Genomic DNA, 22,122 nt, shown 5'->3' with positions numbered 1-22,122 from the left:
GATACTTACGTATCGCTTTTTTATTTTTTGTCTTAAATGAATAAGAAAAAAATTACTGCTATTAACCGAGACAAATATAAATCCATTTTAGTGTAGTGTGGTTACAGATTTTCTGCCGTTTTTGTTAAATAAATGTTAAAATGGAAAACTTGGATACAAAAAATCCCGCACGTGGCGGGACCTAAGCTTTCTTGTAATAAGAAAAAATTACTGCTATTAACCGAGACAAATATAAATCCATTTTGGTGTAGTGTGGTTACAGATTTTCTGCCGTTTTTGTTAAAATTTAAATCTGAATTTACTCCATAAAAAAATCCCGCAACGTGGCGGGATTGAATTTTTTCTTAAATAAGAAATAAAATTACTGCTATTAACCGAAACAAATATAAGCCAGTTTCACCTTACTGTGGTTACAGATTTTCTGCCGTTTTTGTTAAAGTTTACATATTATACAACCAATCCTCAGGATTTAAAGTGGTCACATTCTGCATAACCAAGAACTTTAATACTGCCTTTCCGGATGCATCGGTTTGAATGCGTCCTAAATTCTGTTTCGTAGTAACCTTATCCCCTTCACGTACAATAACCGATTCTAAATTTTGATAAATGGTAATAAAATCTCCATGCTGTATGTATAAAATTTTTCTATTAGTCCCTTTCATCACTTGAATCTGAAAAACTTCACCTTCAAAAACCGCTCTTGCCACAGAACCGGGTTCCGTAGCGATTTCAACACCGCTATTTTCAATTTTCAAATTACTATACACAGGATGCGGGTGTACTCCAAAACGAGAATACACATACCCTTTTTCAACAGGCCATGGCAACTTTCCTTTATTGGCTTTAAAATTAGCTGCTACTATTTTACCTTCCGGTGTTAAATCAAACTTCGCGGATCCTGAAGATTTAGTTCCTGTTTTGGCCGCATTTTTCTTATTGGCTGCAGCAATAGCTTCAGCAATAATCTTTTTGATTTCTTTATCTATGGCGTTAGATTCTTTTTGTTTTTTTGAAATATCCGCCATGTATTTCTTTTTGTCCTTTTGAATTGACTTGACTAGCTTCTCTTGTTCTGCTTTTTGATTAACCAATAAAGCTTTTTCTTCCTCGCTTTCTTTAAGCACTTTTTCCTTTTGGGCCTTACTTGATTCTAACTTTGTTTTAGCTACCGACAAAGTTTCTTGCTTCTCCTGAATTTCATCACCTTGCATTTTACGAAATCCTGCATATTGTTTCATATACTGGATGCGTTTGTACGCTTGTAAAAAATTTTGAGAGGATAACACAAACATGATACGACTTTGATCGTTGCGACTCTTATACGATTTTACAATCATTTTTGCATAGTCATCTTTTAGAACTTTCAATTCGCGGTTAAGCTTGTTAATTTGCAATTGCGTCAAATAAATATCGTCTTCTAACAAACGCTTTTGTTTTGCAGTAGTGCTAATCAAACGCTCACTCAAACGAATACGCGCTTTTTGTTCGGCTATTTCAGCTAAGACCGATTTTTCCTTTTTCTTTTCTGTATTCAACAAAGCGCGAAATGACGCAATTTCTTTTTGAATTTGTGCCTTTTGCTCTTCTAATTGTTTTTGTTTATCAGAAGGTTGTGCAAAACTTAAAATTGTACACAAACTAAAAAATAAAACGTATAAAAATCGATTCATGCGTTAGTTAACTATTTATCTATGGTTACTTGTTCGTATCCGTCAGGAATAGAAAAGCTGTAATTTAAATTTTCGTCAAAGGTAATACTCTTATAGACTAAATCAATCAAGGTTTGATGTTCTTGAGTAGCTATTATTTTAATGCTATTCGGCATAAAAGAATCCCCATATTTTCCGTGAGATGGGTATTCAATTTCCAAACTTCTATTTTCCGAAGCCTGCGCTATCCATTCTTTTTTAATTAAAAAATTAGCCGCCTCAAAATAAAAAGCTTTTTCAGTTGCACTTTTTCTTTTCTCTGTTAACTTATACAAATCATTTTCTATGGCTGCTGTATACGTTGTTTTGGTCAAATCATCGATAGCATTACCTATGAATAAATTTTGGACTTTATGAAAATCCAAATCGGTGCCCAACCAATTACTCAATAAATCAAAATTCCCTTCAAAATAAGTCCCATTGATTTTTTCATAATAACTTACTTTTTCAGGCGTAATTAATGCCTTAGCTACTGGAATACCAAATAACTTTACATTAATCCAAATAATCTCATCTTTTTTGATTCGAATATCAGCGGCAACATTGTGAGTTTGCTTTCCATCTTGGTATTTTGCATTCGCACGGATATAAAGCGAAGCAAAATCATGCGCATTTGCATAATGATTTTGAATCACTTTCATTGCTGCTAATTCTTCATTTGCGGAAGCTTCTGTTACGGATTGTTTTGATTTACACGATACGAGTACAAAAAGTGTAAGTAACCCGACTATTATCTTTTGCATTATTTCTTCTTGTTTACTAATTCTTCTGCCTTGCCGTAATAAAGTTTACTTTTCTTGTCGTCTTTTAACAAACGATAAGCTTCTCCCAATTGCAGATAAAAATGAACTTCTAATTCGGTATCTTCCACAACAAATTCCAGACCATTTTCTAAAAACTCAACAGCCTTTTTATATTTTCCTAAGTGATTATTAGCTAAACCCGCATAGTAATACAATTTTGGTTGAGACGGATACAAATCAATTAAAATTTCCGAACGATTGGCTAATGCTTCATAATTTTGAGCATTTACATAATTATCAAGTAGAAGCATAACACTTTCATAATCGTTTGGATTATTGGTCAATGCTTTTTCTAAATAAAAAGTAGCCTTATCGTAATTGGCTTTACTGTAGAAAAACTTCGAAATTTCTTTGGCTACATTTATTGTTTTATCGTTTTCAAAATAGTCTACCGCTTGATTCAATTCATCATAATGCGAATTGGTTTTAACCACATATACTAAGAACTCATTTAATACACGATGTTTAATTTTAATATCAATTTTATTGTTCTCAAAAATTGAAAACATTGATTTTATCGCTTCATCGGCTCTGTTTTCTTGTAGGTAGAACTTAAACAAGTTAATATTTGCCCATTCTGAATTTGGAATTTCCTCTGCTAATTTTTGCGCTACTTCAAAAGCTTTGTTCTCATCATTATTCGCTGAATGAAACATCATTAAGTTGATGTACAACTGTTCGTTTTTGGGATCCTTCTTTATAGCAGCTTCTAAGTCTTCTACTTTTAAATTGGCATTACGCTCAGAATTCTCAATTTTAAGGCGATAATATTCCATCATTTCACTCAAAACCATTGTCTTTTGCATTTCATTAAGCAATGCTAAAGCCTTATCGTGTTGATTGGTATACATGTACAAAGACACTAAATCTTCGTTCATGTTCAAATCAAATGTGATCAGTTTCTTGACAACCTCAATGGATTTCTCAAAATTCTTAGTTTGGTAATACACATCGTATAATCCATTCCAATACCATCGCTCGTTAGGTTTTAAATCAACCGATTTTTGAAATGCTTGTTCAGCGGCGGTATAATTTTTTAAATCCAATTGGTTCTTCCCCAATTCATAATAAAAAGCCGCTTCGTCCGATTTCAATTCGATACATTGCTCAATAGCCATCACCGCCTTATCATAATTTTCAATAGCTCTTTGTTTTAACGCTTCGTAGAAATTATTTTCTATAGCGTCATTTTGCAAAGCAATATCCTCAGGATTATCTTGTGCAAACACAAAACCCTGACTACTAATTGCCATTGCCAATACCGAAACTATTTTACGAAAATCATGTGCCATAATTTATTGCTTTATTCTAAAACGGAATAATCTCCAATACTGATACTAGTAAAATCGCCATCAAATGAAGCGTGATTACCGATCATAGCGTTATCCAATTTTGCGTTTTTAATATGTGCGTGTGTTTGAACCAAGCTGTTTTTAATCTTAGTATTTGTCAAATGTGTCCCGTTTCCTAAAGAAACATTTGGCCCAACTATAGAGTTAATTAAGACTACATTCTCACCGATATAACAAGGTGGAATTATTTCAGAATTTTCAATGCGTACGGTTTCAGCAATCATAGTCTCTTCGGCATCGTTATGTATAAAATGCAACATGCGATTGTTGGTGTCAACCGTTACATTTTTGTTACCACAATCCATCCATTCGTCAACTTTACCAGGAACAAACTTCATTCCTTTTTGCTTCATGTTTTCTAAAGCATCGGTTAATTGGAATTCACCTCCTTTAACAACGTTATTATCCAATAGGTATTGCAATTCTGCACGTAAAGTTTCTCCCGATTTAAAATAATAAATCCCAATAATGGCTAAATCGGAAACAAATTCTTTAGGTTTTTCAACAAAATCAACAATCTCATTTTTATCGTTAAGTTGTACTACTCCAAATGCACTTGGATCATCCACTTGCTTCACCCAAATTACAGAATCCGCTGTTGTATCCAACGAGAAATCGGCTCTAAATAGTGTATCAGCATACGCTACCACAATAGGCCCTTGCATAGATTCTTTAGCACACATAATAGCATGTGCAGTTCCCAAAGCCTCATTTTGATAATAGATTGTACCTTTTGCACCTAATTTTTCTGCAATTTCTACCAAGTCCTTTTCCACTTGCTTTCCAAAACTTTCATGGATAATAAAAGCAATTTCATCAATTTCTTGATTAATTACACCAGCAATATCCTCTACCAAACGGTGTACTATTGGTTTACCAGCAATTGGTATTAAAGGTTTCGGTACAGTTAATGTATGCGGGCGAAGACGTGAACCACGACCTGCCATTGGAACTATAATTCTCATTTTTTAATATCGTAAATTAGTATAATTATACATTTTATTTAACACCAGTGCTACCAAATCCTCCTTCACCCCTAGAAGTTTCCGATAATGCTTCAGCTTCTATCCATTGTGCACGTTCGTGTTTTGCAATAACCAATTGTGCCACGCGCTCACCATTTTCAATGGTAAAATCATTTTGTGATAAATTCACTAAAATCACGCCGATTTCACCACGGTAATCGGCATCAACCGTTCCTGGAGAATTTAAAACCGTAATCCCGTGTTTTGCAGCCAAACCACTTCTCGGACGCACTTGTGCTTCATACCCTATCGGTAATTCTATAAACAAACCTGTTTTAACGATGGTTCTTTCTAGTGGTTTTAATGTAATTGGTTCTATTAAATTAGCACGCAAATCCATGCCTGCAGAAGCATTGGTTTCGTAATTCGGTAAAGCGTGTTGTGATTTATTGATAATTTTAATTTGCATTAATTTCGTTTTAAAAGTCTAGCAAAAAGTTGTTTTTCATTTCGATATACAAAGTAAGCAAAAATTAGTAAACTTAGTATCCCAAAAACATAGGTTTCTCGTAAAGGAGTAATGTAAAACGACATAAAACTTAATACCGTAGACAACCCTAAATATGCGGCGATTTTTGGTTTATCGTAAGGTATTGGATATTTTTTTTGCCCTAAAACATACGAAATCAACATCATAGTACCATAGGCAAAAATAGTTGCAATAGCCGAACCTACAAAGCCAATGATTGGTATCAACAGAAAATTTAAAACCAAAGTAACACTAGCACCAATGATTGAAATATAAGCCCCAATTTTTGTTTTATCAATTAACTTGTACCATACAGATAAGTTTGTATAGATTCCCAGAAAGAAGTTTGCTAATACAATTAGTGGCACAATATTCATTGCACTCCAATATGCTTCATTTGGCACCAAAATGTGCTTTAGAAGATCTGCAAAGACAATTACACCTAGCGACATCATCGATCCGAAAATGACAAAATACTTGGTAATATCGGCATACGTCTGTTGTGCATTGGCATTTTTAGCATGACTAAAAAAGAATGGCTCAATTCCAAGAGTATAAGCGGTACGAAATAACACCATAAACATCCCAATTTTATAACAGGCCGAATAGGCTCCAATAGCTTCCAATGGAATACCCAACCACTCCAACAGAATTTTATCAAAATGTTCATTAATAGCAAAAGCAATTCCTGCTATCAAAATAGGAAATCCATAACGCAACATCCTCTTCCATAAGTTAGCGTCAAATTGCCAACTTTGTTTGAAATAATCAGGTAGCAAAACTAATAACGTAAACAAACTAGCAACAAGGTTGGAAATAAAAATATATCCGATTTGGAAATTTGGAATATACAGTGTTTCTAAAAAGCTATTTCCTTCTTGCCATTTTGGTAAAAAAATAATAAAGAAAATATTTAATCCTAAGTTAATGGCAACGTTACTAATTTTAATAATGGCATACTTTAAAGAATGTCCTAATGCTCTTAATTTTGAGAAGGGAATAACCACTAAAGCATCTAAAGCAAGTATTAAAATCGTATATAAAATATAATCTACTTTTATGTCTGACCATTCGGCAATTGAATTACGAGAAGACAATGCAATTCCAACAAATGCCAATGTAGTAAACAACAAAGATATACTCGCGGTAGCAACAACACTTCTTTTATTCTCTTCTGCGTTGTAAAATCTAAAAAAAGAGGTTTCCATCCCGTAAGAAAGTATCACATTAAAGAATACCAAATAAGAAAAAATGACAGACACCTCTCCATATTCTTCTGCCGGCATATAATCGGTATAAAGCCTTACCAACAGAAAACTTAGCATTCGTGGCAACACAGTTGCTATACCGTAGATTGCAGTTTGATTTAACAGCTTTTTATAAAGGCTCAAAATGATAGTTGTTTAAGTACCAACAAAAGTAATTAATTTCTCGATTTATTCTTTGAAGGGTAAGCAATCATTTGCATTTCTTTAATATTATCAAGGATAAAAGAATATTTACGATTATTTTTAATGACGAATATTTTGGCTTGATTTTTATCTAATTTTAAATCGAGAGCAGGCACTGTATTCCCAAACTCTTTTTCAGGAGATTCATGCATGATAATGTCCGTTTCTTTTTCTTTTAAAACAGCAATATAATGTAATGCATCAACAGCCTTAAATTGTGCTTCTTTATTCAAAAAACAAACCTTTTCCAACTTTGAATTATTAGCCATTGGCTTATGTAATTCAACATGAAAATTAATTCCTGAACCTCCCATTTCTTGACCTGACACCCAACGTTCGTAATATACTTTTTGAAAATTATTTTGAAAATCCTGCACTTGATACTCTTTCGTAGAAGAGCACATGGTCAATACAAACGCAAAAGGCATTATTAAAAATCTATTCCCCATAACAATTTTATAAAGATACAAATCCATTAACAAAAAAAGAGCCAAACATCTACTATAACTTTATTTTTAGAAAATATAACTTATGCGAAATAAAAAAGGCGAAGATTACTCTTCGCCTTTTTTATAATTTGAACTGATAAGAAATTATCCGTTTAACGCTTCAGCACCACCTACAATTTCTAAGATCTCCCCAGTAATTGCAGCTTGACGTGCTTTGTTATACGTTAATTTCAACTGATCACGTAACTCTTTTGCATTATCTGTTGCTTTATGCATCGCAGTCATACGCGCTCCATGCTCAGAAGCATAAGAATCGCGGATTCCTTTGTACAATTGTGTTTTTAACGACTTAGGAATTAAAGTCAACACAATTTCCTCTTTTGAAGGTTCGAAGATATAGTCAGAAGCAATAGCTTCCCCTCCAGAAATAGGAGCTAATGGTAAGAATTGCTCAACTTTAACAACTTGCGTAGCTGCATTCTTGAAGTGGTTGTATACCAACTCAATTCTATCATACTCACCAGCAACAAACTTATCCATCAAAATTTCAGCAATTTCAGAAACATTGTCAAATGTTAAATCGTCAAAAATTGAACTTTTGTTATCAATTACTTTATTAAGTTTTGACAACACATCATTACCTTTTTTACCAATTGCAAAAACGTCAACTTGCTTACCAGCATACTGTTTGGTAACGTTTTTAACTTCCTTAATAACGTTTGTATTGAAAGCTCCACACAAACCTCTATTTGAAGTAATTGCAACTACTAAAATTTTATTTACTTCTCTTTGATCAGCATAAACACCTCCAGTATCTCCTTCAAGAGTAGCACTTAAATTTTGTAATAATTCCGTCAATTTTTCGGCATAAGGGCGCATTGCTGTAATTGCATCTTGTGCTTTTTTCAGCTTTGCAGCAGAAACCATTTTCATTGCCGATGTAATCTGCATCGTAGATGAAACGGATCCGATTCTATTTCTAATTTCCTTTAAATTTGCCATTTTCTATGAGTAATTAGCAATTTAGCAATTGGCGTTTTAGCACCAATTGCTAATTACTTATATGATTAATATTTTGCAGAAAGTTCTTTTGCTACTTTTTCTAAAACGTCAGTAATTTCATCTGTGAATTTACCCGCTTTTAAAGCATCTAAAGTATCTCTATGTTTCGCATTTAAGAAAGATAAGAAGTCTTTTTCAAACTCTTTTACTTTTTCAACTGGAACATTTCTCAATAAGTTTTTAGAACCTGCATAAATAATTGCAACTTGATCTTCAACTGTATACGGATCGTTAACCGCTTGTTTCAAGATTTCAACGTTACGCTTACCTTTTTCAATTACGTTTAAAGTAACTGCATCAAGATCAGAACCAAACTTAGCAAATGCTTCTAATTCACGGTATTGCGCTTGGTCAAGTTTTAAAGTTCCTGATACTTTTTTCATTGATTTAATCTGAGCGTTACCTCCTACACGAGATACTGAAATACCTACGTTGATTGCTGGACGTACACCTGAGTTAAATAAATCACCATCAAGGAAAATCTGACCGTCAGTAATCGAAATTACGTTAGTTGGAATATAAGCAGAAACGTCACCCGCTTGCGTTTCGATAATTGGTAAAGCTGTTAATGAACCACCCCCTTTAACGATTGGACGTAAAGACTCTGGTAAGTCATTCATATCTTTTGCAATTTCGTCATCAGCGATAACTTTTGCCGCTCTTTCTAATAATCTTGAGTGTAAGTAGAAAACGTCTCCAGGGTAAGCCTCACGTCCTGGTGGTCTTCTTAATAATAAAGACACCTCACGGTAAGCAACTGCTTGCTTAGACAAATCATCATAGATAATTAAAGCTGGACGACCTGTATCACGGAAGTACTCTCCGATAGATGCACCTGCGAAAGGAGCATAAACTTGCATTGCAGCAGGGTCAGAAGCGTTTGCAGCAACAATAACAGTATAAGCCATTGCACCTTTTTCTTCTAATGTTTTTGCGATAGCAGCAACAGTAGATGCTTTTTGACCTACAGCAACATATATACAATATACTGGTTTACCAGCATCGTAAAATTCTTTTTGATTTAAAATGGTATCAATACAAACAGTTGTTTTACCTGTTTGACGGTCACCAATTACCAACTCACGTTGTCCTCTACCCACTGGGATCATTGCATCGATAGCTTTGATACCTGTTTGTAATGGCTCCGTTACTGGCTGACGAAAAATTACTCCAGGAGCTTTACGCTCTAATGGCATCTCGTATAAATCTCCTCCGATAGGTCCTTTACCATCAATTGGGTTACCTAAAGTATCAACTACACGACCTACAATTTGCTCACCAACATTTAAAGAAGCAATACGTTGCGTTCTTTTCACATTTGAACCTTCTCTCACTCCAGTAGATGGACCTAAAAGTACAACACCAACATTGTCTTCCTCTAAGTTCAAAACGATACCTTCTAGTCCGTTATCAAACTGAACTAACTCACCGTATTGAGCATTAGATAATCCGTATACACGAGCAATACCATCACCAACTTGAAGTACTGTTCCAACTTCTTCTAACGAAGTACCAGATTGAAAACCTGATAATTGCTTTTTTAATATTGCTGATATCTCAGCAGGTTTAATTTCAGCCATTTTAATTTATAATTTTAACACTTTTAAAGTGTGTTCACTATTATTAATTACTAAATTCTCTTTTTAATTGTTGCAATCTGTTTTTAACAGAAGCATTATATTGTTTGTCACCCATACGTAATACAAAACCACCGATAATTGATGGATCTACTGTATTTTTCAAAGTAACTTTTTTATTTGAAAATGTCGCTATTTTAGCCAACACTTGACTCTCTAATTCTGATGTAATAGGGAAAGCAGTCGTTACAGTTGCAGTACCTACATTGTTTAACTCATCAAATAACACAGAGAATTGTGTTGCTACTTCAGCTAAAATTTCAAATCTACTGTTTACATGTAGCAATTGAAACAATCCCTTTGTTTCTGCTTGCGCCGCTGTGAAAATTTCAGAAATTGCAGCAAACTTAACCGATCCTTTTACAATAGGATTACTCAAGAATACTTTCAACTCTTTACTTTCTACAACTGCTTCAGCAATATTAATCATATCTTGATTAACATTTGCCGTGTTATTGCTTGCTTGTGCAATATCAAGAATAGCCTTAGCGTATCGAATAGCTGCTCTAGTATTTGCCATAATTAATTTAATTTAGCTTCAACTAACATTCTCTCAACCAATTTTGATTGTGCTTCTTTGTTAGCTAATTCTTCTTTCAATATTTTCTCTGCAATTTCTAAAGACAATGAAGATACTTGAGATTTCAATTCTGCCATAGCAGCATTTTTCTCTCCTTCGATTGTTGCTTTAGCTTGAGCAATCATTTTTTCTCCTTGAACTTGAGCTTCATTTTTAGCATCTGCAATCATTTTTTCTTTGATTTCACGCGCTTCTTTAATCATAGTATCTCTTTCCGCACGAGCTTCAGCTAAAAGTTTTTCATTGTCCGCTTTTAAGTTAGCTAAATCTTTCTTAGCATTTTCAGCAGCCATTAAAGCATTTGAAATCCCTTCTTCACGAGCTGATAAAGCAGCCAAAATAGGTTTCCATGCAAATTTAGCTAATAATACAATTAAAATAACTAAAATAATAGCTTGCCAGAAAAACAAACCGTATGAAAAATCATTAATTAATTTATCCATTATATAAACTTTAAAAAAATTCGTTTTAAAAAAATTGTCTAATAAAGTAAGACCTGCAACCAACCGTTGCAGGTAACTTACTTATTCTAATTACTTTCCTAAGATTAAAGCACCGAATGCTAAACCTTCCAATAATGCACCGATGATAATCATCGCAGTTTGGATTTTACCAGCAGCTTCTGGTTGACGAGCAATAGCGTCCATTGCTGAACCACCGATTTTACCTAAACCTAAACCAGCTCCAATTACGATTAAACCTGCACCTACTAAACCTGGAATTTCCATAATAATTGATATATATAATTAAACAAAATTTATTCTTAAACTATAGAGTTGTCATGATCACCTAAAACATCAGCACTGTGGTGTTCATCATGGTGATGATCTTGAACCGCCATTCCAATGAATAACGAAGACAACATTGTAAATATATACGCTTGCAAAAATGCAACTAAAATTTCAATAACAGAAATAAACAATGTCAAAGCTAAAGACACAACAGTTGCCCCACCTGTAGTCAACTCCTCCTTCATAACAAAAACAATTGCAATTAACCCCATTACTACTGTGTGACCTGCAGTAATATTTGCAAATAGACGTATCATTAACGAGAAAGGCTTTGTAAACATACCCAACACCTCAATCGGCGCTAAGATAATTTTCATTGGAACGGGCACACCTGGCATCCAGAAAATGTGACCCCAGTAATCTTTATTACCACTAAAATTTGTAATAATAAAAGTAAACAATGCCAAACACAATGTAATTGCAATATTACCTGTAACGTTAATTCCTAATGGAGTTAAACCAAGCAAGTTCAACAACCAAATCAAGAAAAATACCGTCAATAAATATGGCATGAATTTTTTATATTTTTTCTCACCAATATTTGGACGCGCAATTTCATCTCTAACATAGATTACTAATGGCTCTAAAACTCTACTAAATCCTTTTGGTAAATTATTGTGACCCGTCTTGTATGTTTTAGCCAAACCTACAAACAAGAAAAACAACAAAGCAGAAGTAAACAACAAAGACACTACATTTTTAGTCAATGAAAAATCCAATGGTCTTTCATTAGTAGGATGATGATGCTCATCATAACTTATTGTACCAGCAGCATCAGTTTTATAAATTTTACCGTGATACAATACATAGTTTTGCCCATCAACTTCTACCACTTCCTCACCATGGTGAAATTTAGAAGCAGAAAACACTTTTAATCCATTATCGATAAGAATAACCGGTAATGCAAATCCGTAATGTTTTGCTTCAGCCTCATCAGAAAAGAAAGTAAAATAATAATCATCTTTCAAGTGATGCTCAATATGAGCACTTACCTTGTCCTTAGGACTTAACACTTCAACTTGATGATGATCTTCAACTTCGTGATTATCAGAATCAGAAGTCACATGAACAGGATCATTACTGTTTACAGCCGACGCATATGATGAATTCACCATCATGAACAATGCCGCTATAATAAAAAGTGGTTTACTTAAAATCGCCATATCGATATAAATGTATTTTTTATGGTCGTTAAAATTTTTGCAAAAGTACAACTTTAATTAATATAGCAAGTTTGAATGGTACTTTTTTTTTCGAAATTATTCTTTTTTATCTTTTTTACCAGAGGAAGTTAAAATTTGAGATGTTAAATAAACATCTATTCCTAAAAAGAGAATAAAATTCAAAAAAAACAGCTTTTTTTCTAAATTATACGCTTCTGAATGCGAATCTAACAAAGGCAAAACAAAAACATAAGCTAAAATAAATTTAACAGTCATTACCCCCAAAAAAACAAAACCAAGCTGTTCAAATGATTTTTTAGCTACCATTTTATTCAAGCCATATACCGCTAGTGAAGTGCCTATTAAAAAAAGGTATTCCTGAAATGGTGTATAATAAAATTCCCCTACTGCTGCGCTTGAAACCGACAACATTAAAAAATGGAGACCACACACAAATATTGACATTACCGCCAATTGAAATAATAAAGATAATTTTGAAAAATTCATTTTTTCCTATTCAACAAACTAACTTGTTTGATTACATAATAAATAGCCACAAAAACACCCAAAAGTGTTATCCACTTTTCATAATACTCAACTTGGTACTTTTCGTTTAACCAAGAACCCAAAACGTTAAATATATAAATAACAAATCCCATTTGAAATGGGATTGATATCAAAGACAACCAAGGATTTGGACCGTTAGGCTGTTTTTTCTTTTTTGGATTCTCCATTGTTGATTGCTTTTAGTTGCGACTTCATTTCGCAAGTAGCTTCAAAAATAGCTCCAGGCTCAATCGCCAATTTACCAACAGAAACCTCTCCTTTAATTACAGCTTTTGACTTCACACTTAAAAGCTCAGCCACCTGTAATTTACCAGAAAAACGTCCTTCTATATCAACATTCTTACACACAATCTCTCCCTGAACTTCTCCAGATGGACCTATTACCAGTTTTCCTTCTGAAATATACTTTCCAATTAAAATCCCATCCAATCTGAAATCTGCTTTGGAATTAATGTCACCCGTAATTGTAGTTCCTTCTACAATTCTGTTTGTTTTCCCCAAAAGGGGTTCATTTTCTTTCTTTTTGTTTAACATGGTTAAGTAATTTGGGGGGGTTACTAAAATATTAATTATTCAACTTCAACCACTCTTCAAATTGTTTTTTAATTTGAACAACCTTATAGTCTTCCGTCGATATAATGTATGCCTTATCTTTAACCTTATAATCTTTGTACTCATTCAACAAACTTACTGTAGCCGCTGCAACTTCTTTTGTAGCAAAACCATGCAACACAATAAAATCTTCCTGCATTGTATAAATATCAAATGACATTTTCAAATCATCACTGTGTCGATCTTTCAAATACAACTCAAGCTTTTTAACCAACTCGTCTTTATTCTCGTTTGCCGTAACATTTTTAGTAAATACTATTTTATAACTAGAACCTTCATTCGGATTAAAGTTAAGCACCTCTAATTTAGGTACATCACGCTGTAAAATCTGCTCTGCCGTTTTACCTTCCTCATTATTTGGATAAGATAACGAAACATAGGTCAATGCTTTTTTATACGCCTCAACACCTTCCAAACGACCCGTTATACTCGCTTTCAACATTTCAAACTTAGGCAAAGCTTCATCACCAAGATATTGGTCAATTCTAGCATTTACTTCTTCATAAGCTTCACGCAAGTGATTTTCTTCATATAGCCTGTACAATGCTTTATAAACAACCTCTGGATTATCATTATCACTCAATCCACTAGAAGGATTTAATAAAATTTGTGCATACCTACTTTCTGGATAATTGCTTATTATGTCATTTTTGTAATACTGTGCTTTAGCAGGATCAATCATCTCATAAATTTTATACAAGTTGTATTTCGCTGGTAAAACTAAGCGCTCTTCTGGATTATTTTTCAGAAGAGTTTCCAAACGAGAAGCTGCCAATTCATATTCTTTGAATTTTTCTTTATAGATAAGTCCCAACTGATAATAAGCAAAGTTTCTATCAATAGCCAAAGTATCAATTACTTTTTCATCTGTAGGAATTTGCGATAAGTAAAAATCAACACTGTAGCGTGGATCCAAATCAGGCGTAGCTACTGAATCATTTTCAACAACGACATCTGTGTTCAAATCAATGTTATCAGTATTTGAACTTTTTGCCATTCTCCAGTTTTCTTCTAACTGTTTTTTACCCCAACGCTTTTGAAATTCATTTTTCCCATAACTTACCGTAACAGGATTGTAGAAATAAAACGTACTTTGTGAAGGATCCAAACTAGAAGGCGGCAGCATCCCTTTTCCTGCAATAGCATTTGAAGTTGGCATACCTGGATTACTAGATGCATTCAATAATTTATTGGCCTCTTTTTCTGCTAATTCAGCAGCCGCTTTAGCTTTACGCTCATCTTCCACTTTTAAATCGGCAATGTATCGCTCATAAAAAGCAACCCTATCAGGCTGACTCATCGCAACTACAGCAAGAATACTGTCATTTTGTTGCGCTATATCTTCGTATCGGATAACATCTTCTAGATTATCTCTTTTCTTCTTGATTCTTCTGAATTCACGTGATCGATCATCCATCCGCATCATAGTACTATCGTAATACATTCCTGCTGTTTTGTACTCAGCACTTTTGAAATGTATTTCGGCGGTGTTTCTATAATCCGATGCAATTAGATAATTATCTTCAGAAAAAGAACGAATGGATTTATTGTAGTTCTGTTTTGCTAACTCTTGCTTTCCAAGCTTATCGTAGAATAAACCTTTTTGAAAATACAACACATCCAAATAAGGTCTATTTTCCCTATCTTTTATAAGTTTATCAAACTTTTCTAAAAACACAAGGGTATCACCATTTGCATAATCAAATTGTGAAGCTTGCTTTGCATGCGCTTGAATCGTGTAACGTCTTGGCGCTTTTCGCTTCATATCAATTATTTCTTGATAAGCTACAAATGCACTATCAGAATACTCAAATGACTCGTACAATTGTCCTAAGATGAAAGCATAACGCGCTTTCTCTTCATTCTTCTTAGTATTTTCTTTAGCAATTTTTAAAGTAGAAATTGCAGAATCATTGGCACCAACATTCATATAAGCTTGAGACAGCATAGCATTTGCATCTGCTAAATCCTGTCCTTCAATTAAATTGTTGGTTAATAATTTTTTTAGATTCTGAATTGCGATTTCATTATTCTCAATGCGAATATTCACTTTTTCACGCCACACTTTAGCATGATAAATTTTATCACTTTGAGGGTATTTATATAAAATATAATTTAAAGCCTCAAGTGAAGGAATAAAACGATTGTCATAATAACGCGCTTTTGCCAATAGTAGATAAGCTTCATCCATTTGAGGGTTACGTTCTGTACCACCAATATTCATGGAGTGCTTTTGAATGGCTTTTACCGCCTTTTCTTCAGCGCGTTCAAAATCTGCATTTTTTTGTTTACCTGGCAACATACCTTTTTCAACACTCGACATGCGTTCTACTGGTAAAACTTCCCAAAAATTATCTTGATAAGTTTTAACCAATTCAGCAACACCATTTTCAAGTGCTAAATTACCGTTATACAACACGTTATATTCGGTTGTTACGGCATGAAAATTTCTGTTTACAAACTTGTCCTTTTTAGCAGAACAAGCTATCAAAAACAAGAAAAAACCAGAAATGGAAATATATTTTAAAGTCTTATTATTCAAATTAAAAACGCTTTTATTCTTTAACTGCAATTGTTTGATTTTAGTATAAAGAATGGTAAAAATACGTTTCTTTTTGTGATGAGAAAAAAAATACTACTTTTTTTATTACTCCTCTATATTTTTTAAATCTTTTATGACTTTAAATGCAATATCAATTTGATTATCATGGACAATTACAGTAAACTCATTGGTTGTAGAAATAACCTCATGTATAATTACACCTTCCCAAGCCAAACGCTGGAAAATATAATAAAAAACTCCAGGAGTTGAAACATTTACTTGAGGTAATTTAACCGTAATTGACGATAAATTATCCACACGATGTGTCTTCTTTTCGTCTTTAAACAATTCATCAACAATTTCAGAAACCGAAGAACTCACAATAATATTTGACTCATTTACTCCTCTTGATGAAGTGTAAAACAAATCGTGGTTTTTATTAATCTCAGCAATTAATTTTGCTTGATTTTCCAATAACGTTTCCGACACACTGAACGCGTAATCCACTAAAGAAGAGCGAACTGTTATCTCACCAATATTTTTAAGGACACGTGTGATTTTATGATTTATTCTAAAATCTAACTCTTCAGAAAGTCTTTTTAAAGACATTACAACAGCTCCTTGCTTAATATCTTTTCCTAACTCTCTTTCCAAATCTGGCATCATAACTCTAGCCAAAGAAGTCAAATTAATGATTCCTTGAGAAATAGAACTTAACAAAAAAGGCTTTGACTTAATGTAGTTCTCAACAAGTGAAGAAATTGTTTTCATGGTAGTTTTTTGGCAAAGTTAATCAAAAAAACAATTTGTTACAAATCTAACTCAAAAATAATAAAAGGCCCCTTCTAGGTGCTCAATGTGTAATTTTGTTGTTTCTTTAGTAATTGCAACAATATCAAACCGTACTTCGACGTCAAAATCGTATTTTTCCACAAATTCATTGATAGCTTTAACAAGAAGTTTTATTTTTTGAGGTTTTACAAATTCTTGTGGCAAACCAAATTCTAAACTAGAACGAGTTTTTACTTCAACTACAGCTAAAATATTCTCTCTTTGAGCAATAATATCAATCTCTGCTTTACCGAAACGCCAATTGGTTTCTAAAATGCTATAGCCTTTTTCTAAAAGGTACGCTACTGCAATCGCTTCTCCTTCTTTACCAAGCTCGTTGTGTGCCGCCATTAAATTTTATAAAAATTTCAATTTTACCTCTAAATCATTAACCTCAAATTCTACTTGACTACCCAAAATTAGTGTTCGATTATCTTTTTGATGACCGGCAGGAAAATCAAAAGCAACCGGTATTTCATATTCTGACGCTATAGCCGTAATGATTTGTACTGCATTTTGACCAAAAGGAATTTCATTATCGTGCATATCCGTCATCCCCCCCACAATCAAACCTTTTAAACCATCGAAATAACCATTGCGTTTCAGATTTTGCATCATACGATCTATATGATATAAGTATTCATCTAAATCTTCAATGTATAAAATTTTACCATCAGTATCCAAAGAAGATTTTGAACCCAGCAAACTGTACAAAATAGAAAGATTTCCTCCAACTAATTCTCCCGTTGCCTTCCCATTTATATTATACGAAACAGCAGGGATCACATACTCAATACTCTCACCAAAAAGCGCCTTTCGCAATGTTTCTTTTACGGCTTCAGGAGCACGCGGTACAGTAAACGGCATAATAGCATGCAATGAAGCCACTCGTTCCACATTCACTTGACTGTGCAAAACCGTAACATCCGAAAACCCCATTATCCACTTTGGGTGTTTTTTGAAATTGGAAAAATCGAGCATATCAATAATGCGAACGGTACCATAACCGCCACGGGCACACCAAATCGCTTTTACATCATCATCATCAAGCATGGCTTGAAAATCAGCAGCACGCTCCACATCTGTGCCACCAAGTTGACAACTATCCAATCCTATTGTTCTCCCTAATTTGGTTTTCAAACCCCAACTTTCTAATAGTTCTTGGGCAGGAATAGCGTCTTCAGGAAAAAATTTACGAGCGGTACAAACAATAGCAACTGTGTCGCCTTTTTTTAAATAAGAAGGGATTTTCATTTTTTTTTGGGAGTGAGAAATATTTGAAATCAATAAAAGCAAAAAAATAAATCTAAACATAGCAGATTTCTTTATCTCAAAAATAAACAAAATCAAACAAAAATTCGGCATTTCAGGCGTAATGAATTATTTTTGCGTCAAATTTTAATGTATTATGATTCAAAATCCGAAACGCTATACGATTACTGCAGCTTTACCTTATACAAATGGCCCTATCCACATTGGCCATTTAGCCGGTGTTTATGTCCCTTCAGATATTTATGCCAGATACTTACGCTTACAAGGTAAAGATGTGGCTTTTATGTGCGGAAGTGACGAACATGGAGTTGCCATTTCGATGAAAGCAAAAAAAGAAGGCATTACACCGCAACAAGTAATTGACAAGTACGATGGAATCATCCGTCAATCGTTTCATGATTTTGGTATTTCTTTTGACAACTATTCAAGAACCTCGGCTAAGATCCACCATGATACTGCTTCAGAATTTTTTAGAAAATTATACGATGCCGGTAAATTCATCGAAGAAACTACCGAACAATTATACGATGCAAAAGCAGATCAGTTTTTAGCGGATCGTTTTGTAACAGGGACTTGTCCAAAATGTGACAATCCAGAAGCTTATGGTGACCAATGTGAAAAATGTGGTTCATCATTAAACGCAACTGATTTGATTAATCCAAAATCAACTATTACGGGAGAGACTCCTGTTTTAAAATCAACTAAGCACTGGTTTTTACCTTTGAATGAATACGATACGTTTTTGCGCGAATGGATTTTAGAAGGACATAAAAATGATTGGAAACCGAATGTTTACGGACAAGTAAAATCTTGGGTTGACGGTGGTTTAGAACCAAGGGCTGTTACACGTGATTTGGATTGGGGAATTGATGTTCCCGTTGAAGGTGCCGAGGGTAAAAAACTATACGTTTGGTTTGATGCACCTATCGGGTATATTTCGGCTACTAAAGAATGGGCAGCAAAAGAAGGAAAAAATTGGGAACCGTATTGGAAAGACCAAGATACTAAATTGGTACATTTCATCGGAAAAGATAATATCGTATTCCACTGTATTATTTTCCCTGCAATGTTGAAAGCAGAAGGTAGTTATATATTACCGGATAATGTTCCGGCAAATGAGTTCTTGAATTTAGAAGGCAACAAATTGTCTACTTCAAAAAATTGGGCCGTTTGGTTACACGAATATTTACAAGATTTCCCAGATAAACAAGATGCCTTACGTTACGCTTTAACAGCAAATGCTCCAGAGACAAAAGACAACGATTTTACGTGGAAAGATTTCCAAGCACGTAACAACAATGAATTAGCCGCTATTTATGGTAACTTCATCAATAGAGTTGTAGTATTAACGAATAAATATTACAATGGTGTTGTTCCTACTCCAAATGCATTTACAGAAGTTGACGAACAAGTTTTAACAGAATTAAAAGCGTATCCAGCAGTTATTGCCTCTTCAATAGAGCGCTACCGTTTTAGAGAAGCTTTAGGAGAAGTAATGAATGTAGCACGTCTTGGAAACAAATACTTAGCAGATGAAGAGCCATGGAAAATGGTAAAAGAAAATCCAGAACGTGTACAAACTCAAATGTATGTTGCACTTCAAATCGCTTCTGCTTTAAGTGTATTGTGTGAACCATTCTTACCATTCACAGCTACAAAATTGAAAAACATCTTAAAGCAATCTGAAACCAATGTAAGTTGGAATGATATTGCTAAAAAGAATGATTTATTACCAGCAGGACACCAAATAGGACAAGCTGAAATCTTGTTTGCACAAATTGATGATGCTGAAATTCAAAAACAAATAGACAAACTAGAAGCGACTAAAACAGCCAACAAAATGGAAAACACAAAAGCAGAACCACAAAAAGAAACCGCTACTTTTGATGATTTCACAAAATTAGACTTACGTGTAGGAACTATCCTTGAAGCAGAAAAAATGCCTAAAGCCAATAAACTTTTAGTTTTAAAAGTAGATACGGGTATTGATGTTCGTACTATTGTTTCGGGTATTGCAGAACATTTTTCTCCAGAAGAAGTAATTGGTAAAAGGGTTACGGTTTTAGTAAACTTAGCACCAAGAGCTTTACGTGGCGTAGAAAGCGCTGGTATGATTTTAATGACCAACAATGCAGAAGGAAAATTGGTTTTTGTAAATCCTGATGCAGAAGGTGTTTTAAATGGCGCATTAATTAGCTAATATGAAACATATCAAAACAATTGCATTTGATGCAGATGATACTTTGTGGCACAACGAACCTTATTTCGATGAAGCCCAAGAGCGCTTTTGCGAATTGTTTCAAGATTATGCTTCAAGTCAAGAAATATTAGGGCTTATTTTAAACCATCAGGTTAAAAATTTGCCCTTATATGGTTTTGGCATCAAAGCCTTTACCTTATCCATGATTGAAACGGCTTTACAGTTAACAAACAACACTATTTCAGGAAAAGGCATTGAAAAAATCTTAACCATTGGAAAAGATTTATTGCAGAAACCTGTTGAGTTAATGCCAAATGTAGAAGTTGTTTTACAAGAACTTAAAGGGAAATACAAACTTATTGTTGCTACAAAAGGTGATTTAAAAGACCAACATCGTAAACTACACGATTCAGGTATTGGGCATTACTTTCACCACATAGAAGTTCTGAGCGACAAAACCGAATTGGATTACACCAAAATGTTAGGTCGTCTCGACATTCAAGCTACCGACTTTTTGATGATAGGCAATTCTTTAAAATCAGACGTGTTGCCCATTTTAAACATTGGTGGTTATGGTATACACGTACCGTACCACACTACATGGGAGTACGAAAAAATTGATTTTAAAATTGAACACGAAAACTTTTTAGCTTTATCTGATATTGCTGAAATTTTAAAGGTTTTGGATATCAAATGATGTTTCCCATAGCCTATCACCCAATCTACAAACATCCACTTCCGGAAGGTCATCGCTTTCCGATGCTCAAATACGAATTACTTCCGCAACAATTATTACACGAAGGAACCGCTTTATCTACCGATTTCTTTGAGCCGGAAATCTGCGATTTAGCTCCGGTTTTAGCAGTACATTGCGAAGAGTATGTTTCGCATTTAAATAATCTAACCTTAGACCCGAGATCCGTTCGAAAAATCGGATTCTCATTATCTGCAGAACTCATAGAGCGTGAATTACGAATTGCGAAAGGCACAATTGATGGTGCTTTAAAAGCTTTTGACACTAAATTAGCATTTAACATAGCAGGTGGCACTCATCATGCCTATAGCAACCGAGGAGAAGCTTTTTGTCTGTTAAACGATCAAGCCATTGCTGCCCAATATTTATTAGATCATAAACTGATTAAAAAAGTTTTGATTGTAGATTTAGATGTACACCAAGGTAACGGCACAGCAGAAATATTTCAAAAAAACGAAAAAGTCTTTACATTTTCTACTCACGGTAAAACCAACTATCCTTTTAAAAAAGAAAAATCCGATTTGGATATTGAATTTCATGATAATACAACAGATGCTGAGTTTCTAAAAACCATTGAAAAAGTATTACCTGAAATCATTGAAAAAGAAAAACCTGATTTTATTTTCTATTTAGCGGGTGTCGATATTTTAGAAAGTGACAAATTGGGGAAATTAGGTTGCAGTATTGAGGGTTGTAAAGAACGTGATGCTATTGTATTTAACCTATGCTATAAATATCAAATACCGGTTCAGGTAAGTATGGGCGGTGGCTATTCACCCGAAATCAAAACCATAATTGAAGCACATGCTAATACTTATAGAGTTGCCAAAAGCATTTTATAAATAAAAAAACC

23 protein-coding genes are annotated in these 22,122 nt (G+C 33.9%); 3 read left to right on the top strand and 20 right to left on the bottom strand.

The window, feature by feature from the left end:
- Positions 1–440 precede the first annotated feature (440 nt).
- From ACFS5J_RS10015 to ACFS5J_RS09920, 20 genes are all read right to left on the bottom strand, one after another.
- Positions 441–1,670, bottom strand: a complete 1,230-nt coding sequence (locus ACFS5J_RS10015; protein ID WP_379811995.1) for a murein hydrolase activator EnvC family protein — start codon at positions 1,668–1,670, stop codon at positions 441–443.
- 11 nt (positions 1,671–1,681) lie between these two features.
- On the bottom strand, positions 1,682–2,452 hold the full coding sequence (locus ACFS5J_RS10010; protein WP_379811994.1) for a DUF4292 domain-containing protein: 771 nt from the start codon (positions 2,450–2,452) through the stop codon (positions 1,682–1,684).
- Positions 2,452–3,804: a tetratricopeptide repeat protein gene (locus ACFS5J_RS10005; protein WP_379811993.1), complete on the bottom strand. Its 1,353-nt coding sequence runs from the start codon at positions 3,802–3,804 to the stop codon at positions 2,452–2,454. Before ACFS5J_RS10005 ends, ACFS5J_RS10010 begins: the two co-directional genes overlap by 1 nt.
- A gap of 11 nt (positions 3,805–3,815) precedes the next feature.
- Positions 3,816–4,829: a sugar phosphate nucleotidyltransferase gene (locus ACFS5J_RS10000; protein ID WP_379811992.1), complete on the bottom strand. Its 1,014-nt coding sequence runs from the start codon at positions 4,827–4,829 to the stop codon at positions 3,816–3,818.
- Between the two features lie 34 nt (positions 4,830–4,863).
- Positions 4,864–5,298, bottom strand: a complete 435-nt coding sequence (dut, locus tag ACFS5J_RS09995; RefSeq protein WP_379811991.1) for a dUTP diphosphatase — start codon at positions 5,296–5,298, stop codon at positions 4,864–4,866.
- Positions 5,298–6,749 carry a lipopolysaccharide biosynthesis protein gene (locus ACFS5J_RS09990; protein ID WP_379811990.1) on the bottom strand — a complete coding sequence of 484 codons (1,452 nt, stop codon included), beginning with the start codon at positions 6,747–6,749 and terminating at the stop codon, positions 5,298–5,300. Before ACFS5J_RS09990 ends, dut begins: the two co-directional genes overlap by 1 nt.
- 32 nt (positions 6,750–6,781) lie before the next feature.
- On the bottom strand, positions 6,782–7,258 hold the full coding sequence (locus ACFS5J_RS09985) for a hypothetical protein (RefSeq protein WP_379811989.1): 477 nt from the start codon (positions 7,256–7,258) through the stop codon (positions 6,782–6,784).
- A gap of 144 nt (positions 7,259–7,402) precedes the next feature.
- Positions 7,403–8,260: an ATP synthase F1 subunit gamma gene (gene atpG, locus ACFS5J_RS09980; RefSeq protein WP_379811988.1), complete on the bottom strand. Its 858-nt coding sequence runs from the start codon at positions 8,258–8,260 to the stop codon at positions 7,403–7,405.
- 65 nt (positions 8,261–8,325) lie between these two features.
- Entirely contained in the window at positions 8,326–9,900 is a 1,575-nt protein-coding gene (atpA, locus tag ACFS5J_RS09975; RefSeq protein ID WP_379811987.1) for a F0F1 ATP synthase subunit alpha, read from the bottom strand.
- Positions 9,901–9,943: 43 nt separating this feature from the next.
- Positions 9,944–10,477, bottom strand: a complete 534-nt coding sequence (atpH, locus tag ACFS5J_RS09970) for an ATP synthase F1 subunit delta (RefSeq protein WP_379811986.1) — start codon at positions 10,475–10,477, stop codon at positions 9,944–9,946.
- A 2-nt stretch (positions 10,478–10,479) separates the two neighbouring features.
- Entirely contained in the window at positions 10,480–10,980 is a 501-nt protein-coding gene (locus tag ACFS5J_RS09965) for a F0F1 ATP synthase subunit B (RefSeq protein ID WP_379811985.1), read from the bottom strand.
- Between the two features lie 90 nt (positions 10,981–11,070).
- Complete coding sequence (locus tag ACFS5J_RS09960) at positions 11,071–11,265, bottom strand: ATP synthase F0 subunit C (RefSeq protein ID WP_045970061.1); 195 nt, start codon at positions 11,263–11,265, stop codon at positions 11,071–11,073.
- 35 nt (positions 11,266–11,300) lie between these two features.
- Positions 11,301–12,491 carry a F0F1 ATP synthase subunit A gene (gene atpB, locus ACFS5J_RS09955; RefSeq protein ID WP_379811983.1) on the bottom strand — a complete coding sequence of 397 codons (1,191 nt, stop codon included), beginning with the start codon at positions 12,489–12,491 and terminating at the stop codon, positions 11,301–11,303.
- Positions 12,492–12,587: 96 nt separating this feature from the next.
- On the bottom strand, positions 12,588–12,998 hold the full coding sequence (locus ACFS5J_RS09950) for a hypothetical protein (protein WP_379811982.1): 411 nt from the start codon (positions 12,996–12,998) through the stop codon (positions 12,588–12,590).
- Complete coding sequence (locus ACFS5J_RS09945; protein ID WP_379811981.1) at positions 12,995–13,225, bottom strand: AtpZ/AtpI family protein; 231 nt, start codon at positions 13,223–13,225, stop codon at positions 12,995–12,997. The genes ACFS5J_RS09950 and ACFS5J_RS09945 overlap by 4 nt, the downstream gene beginning before the upstream one ends.
- Positions 13,194–13,592, bottom strand: coding sequence for a bactofilin family protein (locus tag ACFS5J_RS09940; RefSeq protein ID WP_379811980.1), 399 nt, complete (start codon positions 13,590–13,592; stop codon positions 13,194–13,196). The genes ACFS5J_RS09945 and ACFS5J_RS09940 overlap by 32 nt, the downstream gene beginning before the upstream one ends.
- Before the next feature lie 31 nt (positions 13,593–13,623).
- On the bottom strand, positions 13,624–16,212 hold the full coding sequence (gene porW, locus ACFS5J_RS09935) for a type IX secretion system periplasmic lipoprotein PorW/SprE (RefSeq protein ID WP_379811979.1): 2,589 nt from the start codon (positions 16,210–16,212) through the stop codon (positions 13,624–13,626).
- 105 nt (positions 16,213–16,317) lie between these two features.
- The gene (locus ACFS5J_RS09930) at positions 16,318–16,983 is read right to left on the bottom strand and encodes an aspartate kinase (RefSeq protein ID WP_379811978.1); all 666 of its coding nucleotides are present in this window, start codon (positions 16,981–16,983) and stop codon (positions 16,318–16,320) included.
- Between the two features lie 51 nt (positions 16,984–17,034).
- Positions 17,035–17,394 (bottom strand): YraN family protein, encoded by a 360-nt coding sequence (locus ACFS5J_RS09925; protein WP_379811977.1) that lies wholly within the window; start codon positions 17,392–17,394, stop codon positions 17,035–17,037.
- A 6-nt stretch (positions 17,395–17,400) separates the two neighbouring features.
- Positions 17,401–18,297, bottom strand: a complete 897-nt coding sequence (locus ACFS5J_RS09920) for a S66 peptidase family protein (RefSeq protein ID WP_379811976.1) — start codon at positions 18,295–18,297, stop codon at positions 17,401–17,403.
- A 154-nt stretch (positions 18,298–18,451) separates the two neighbouring features.
- Here ACFS5J_RS09920 and metG point away from each other — a divergent pair, with 154 nt between their 5' ends.
- Genes metG through ACFS5J_RS09905 form a run of 3 tightly spaced genes read left to right on the top strand, consistent with a single transcriptional unit; the run spans position 18,452 to position 22,111 of the window.
- A complete protein-coding gene (metG, locus tag ACFS5J_RS09915; protein WP_379811975.1) occupies positions 18,452–20,515 on the top strand; it encodes a methionine--tRNA ligase in 2,064 nt (687 codons plus the stop codon).
- A gap of 1 nt (position 20,516) precedes the next feature.
- Positions 20,517–21,212: an HAD family hydrolase gene (locus ACFS5J_RS09910; RefSeq protein ID WP_379811974.1), complete on the top strand. Its 696-nt coding sequence runs from the start codon at positions 20,517–20,519 to the stop codon at positions 21,210–21,212.
- Positions 21,212–22,111, top strand: coding sequence for a histone deacetylase family protein (locus ACFS5J_RS09905; RefSeq protein WP_379812267.1), 900 nt, complete (start codon positions 21,212–21,214; stop codon positions 22,109–22,111). The genes ACFS5J_RS09910 and ACFS5J_RS09905 overlap by 1 nt, the downstream gene beginning before the upstream one ends.
- Positions 22,112–22,122: the final 11 nt, after the last annotated feature.

The sequence above is a fragment of the Flavobacterium chuncheonense genome (assembly GCF_042686145.1).
Classification (GTDB): domain Bacteria; phylum Bacteroidota; class Bacteroidia; order Flavobacteriales; family Flavobacteriaceae; genus Flavobacterium; species Flavobacterium chuncheonense.
The sequence above is the reverse complement of the archived record's forward strand: the minus strand, read 5'-3'. Positions and strand labels throughout refer to the sequence as shown.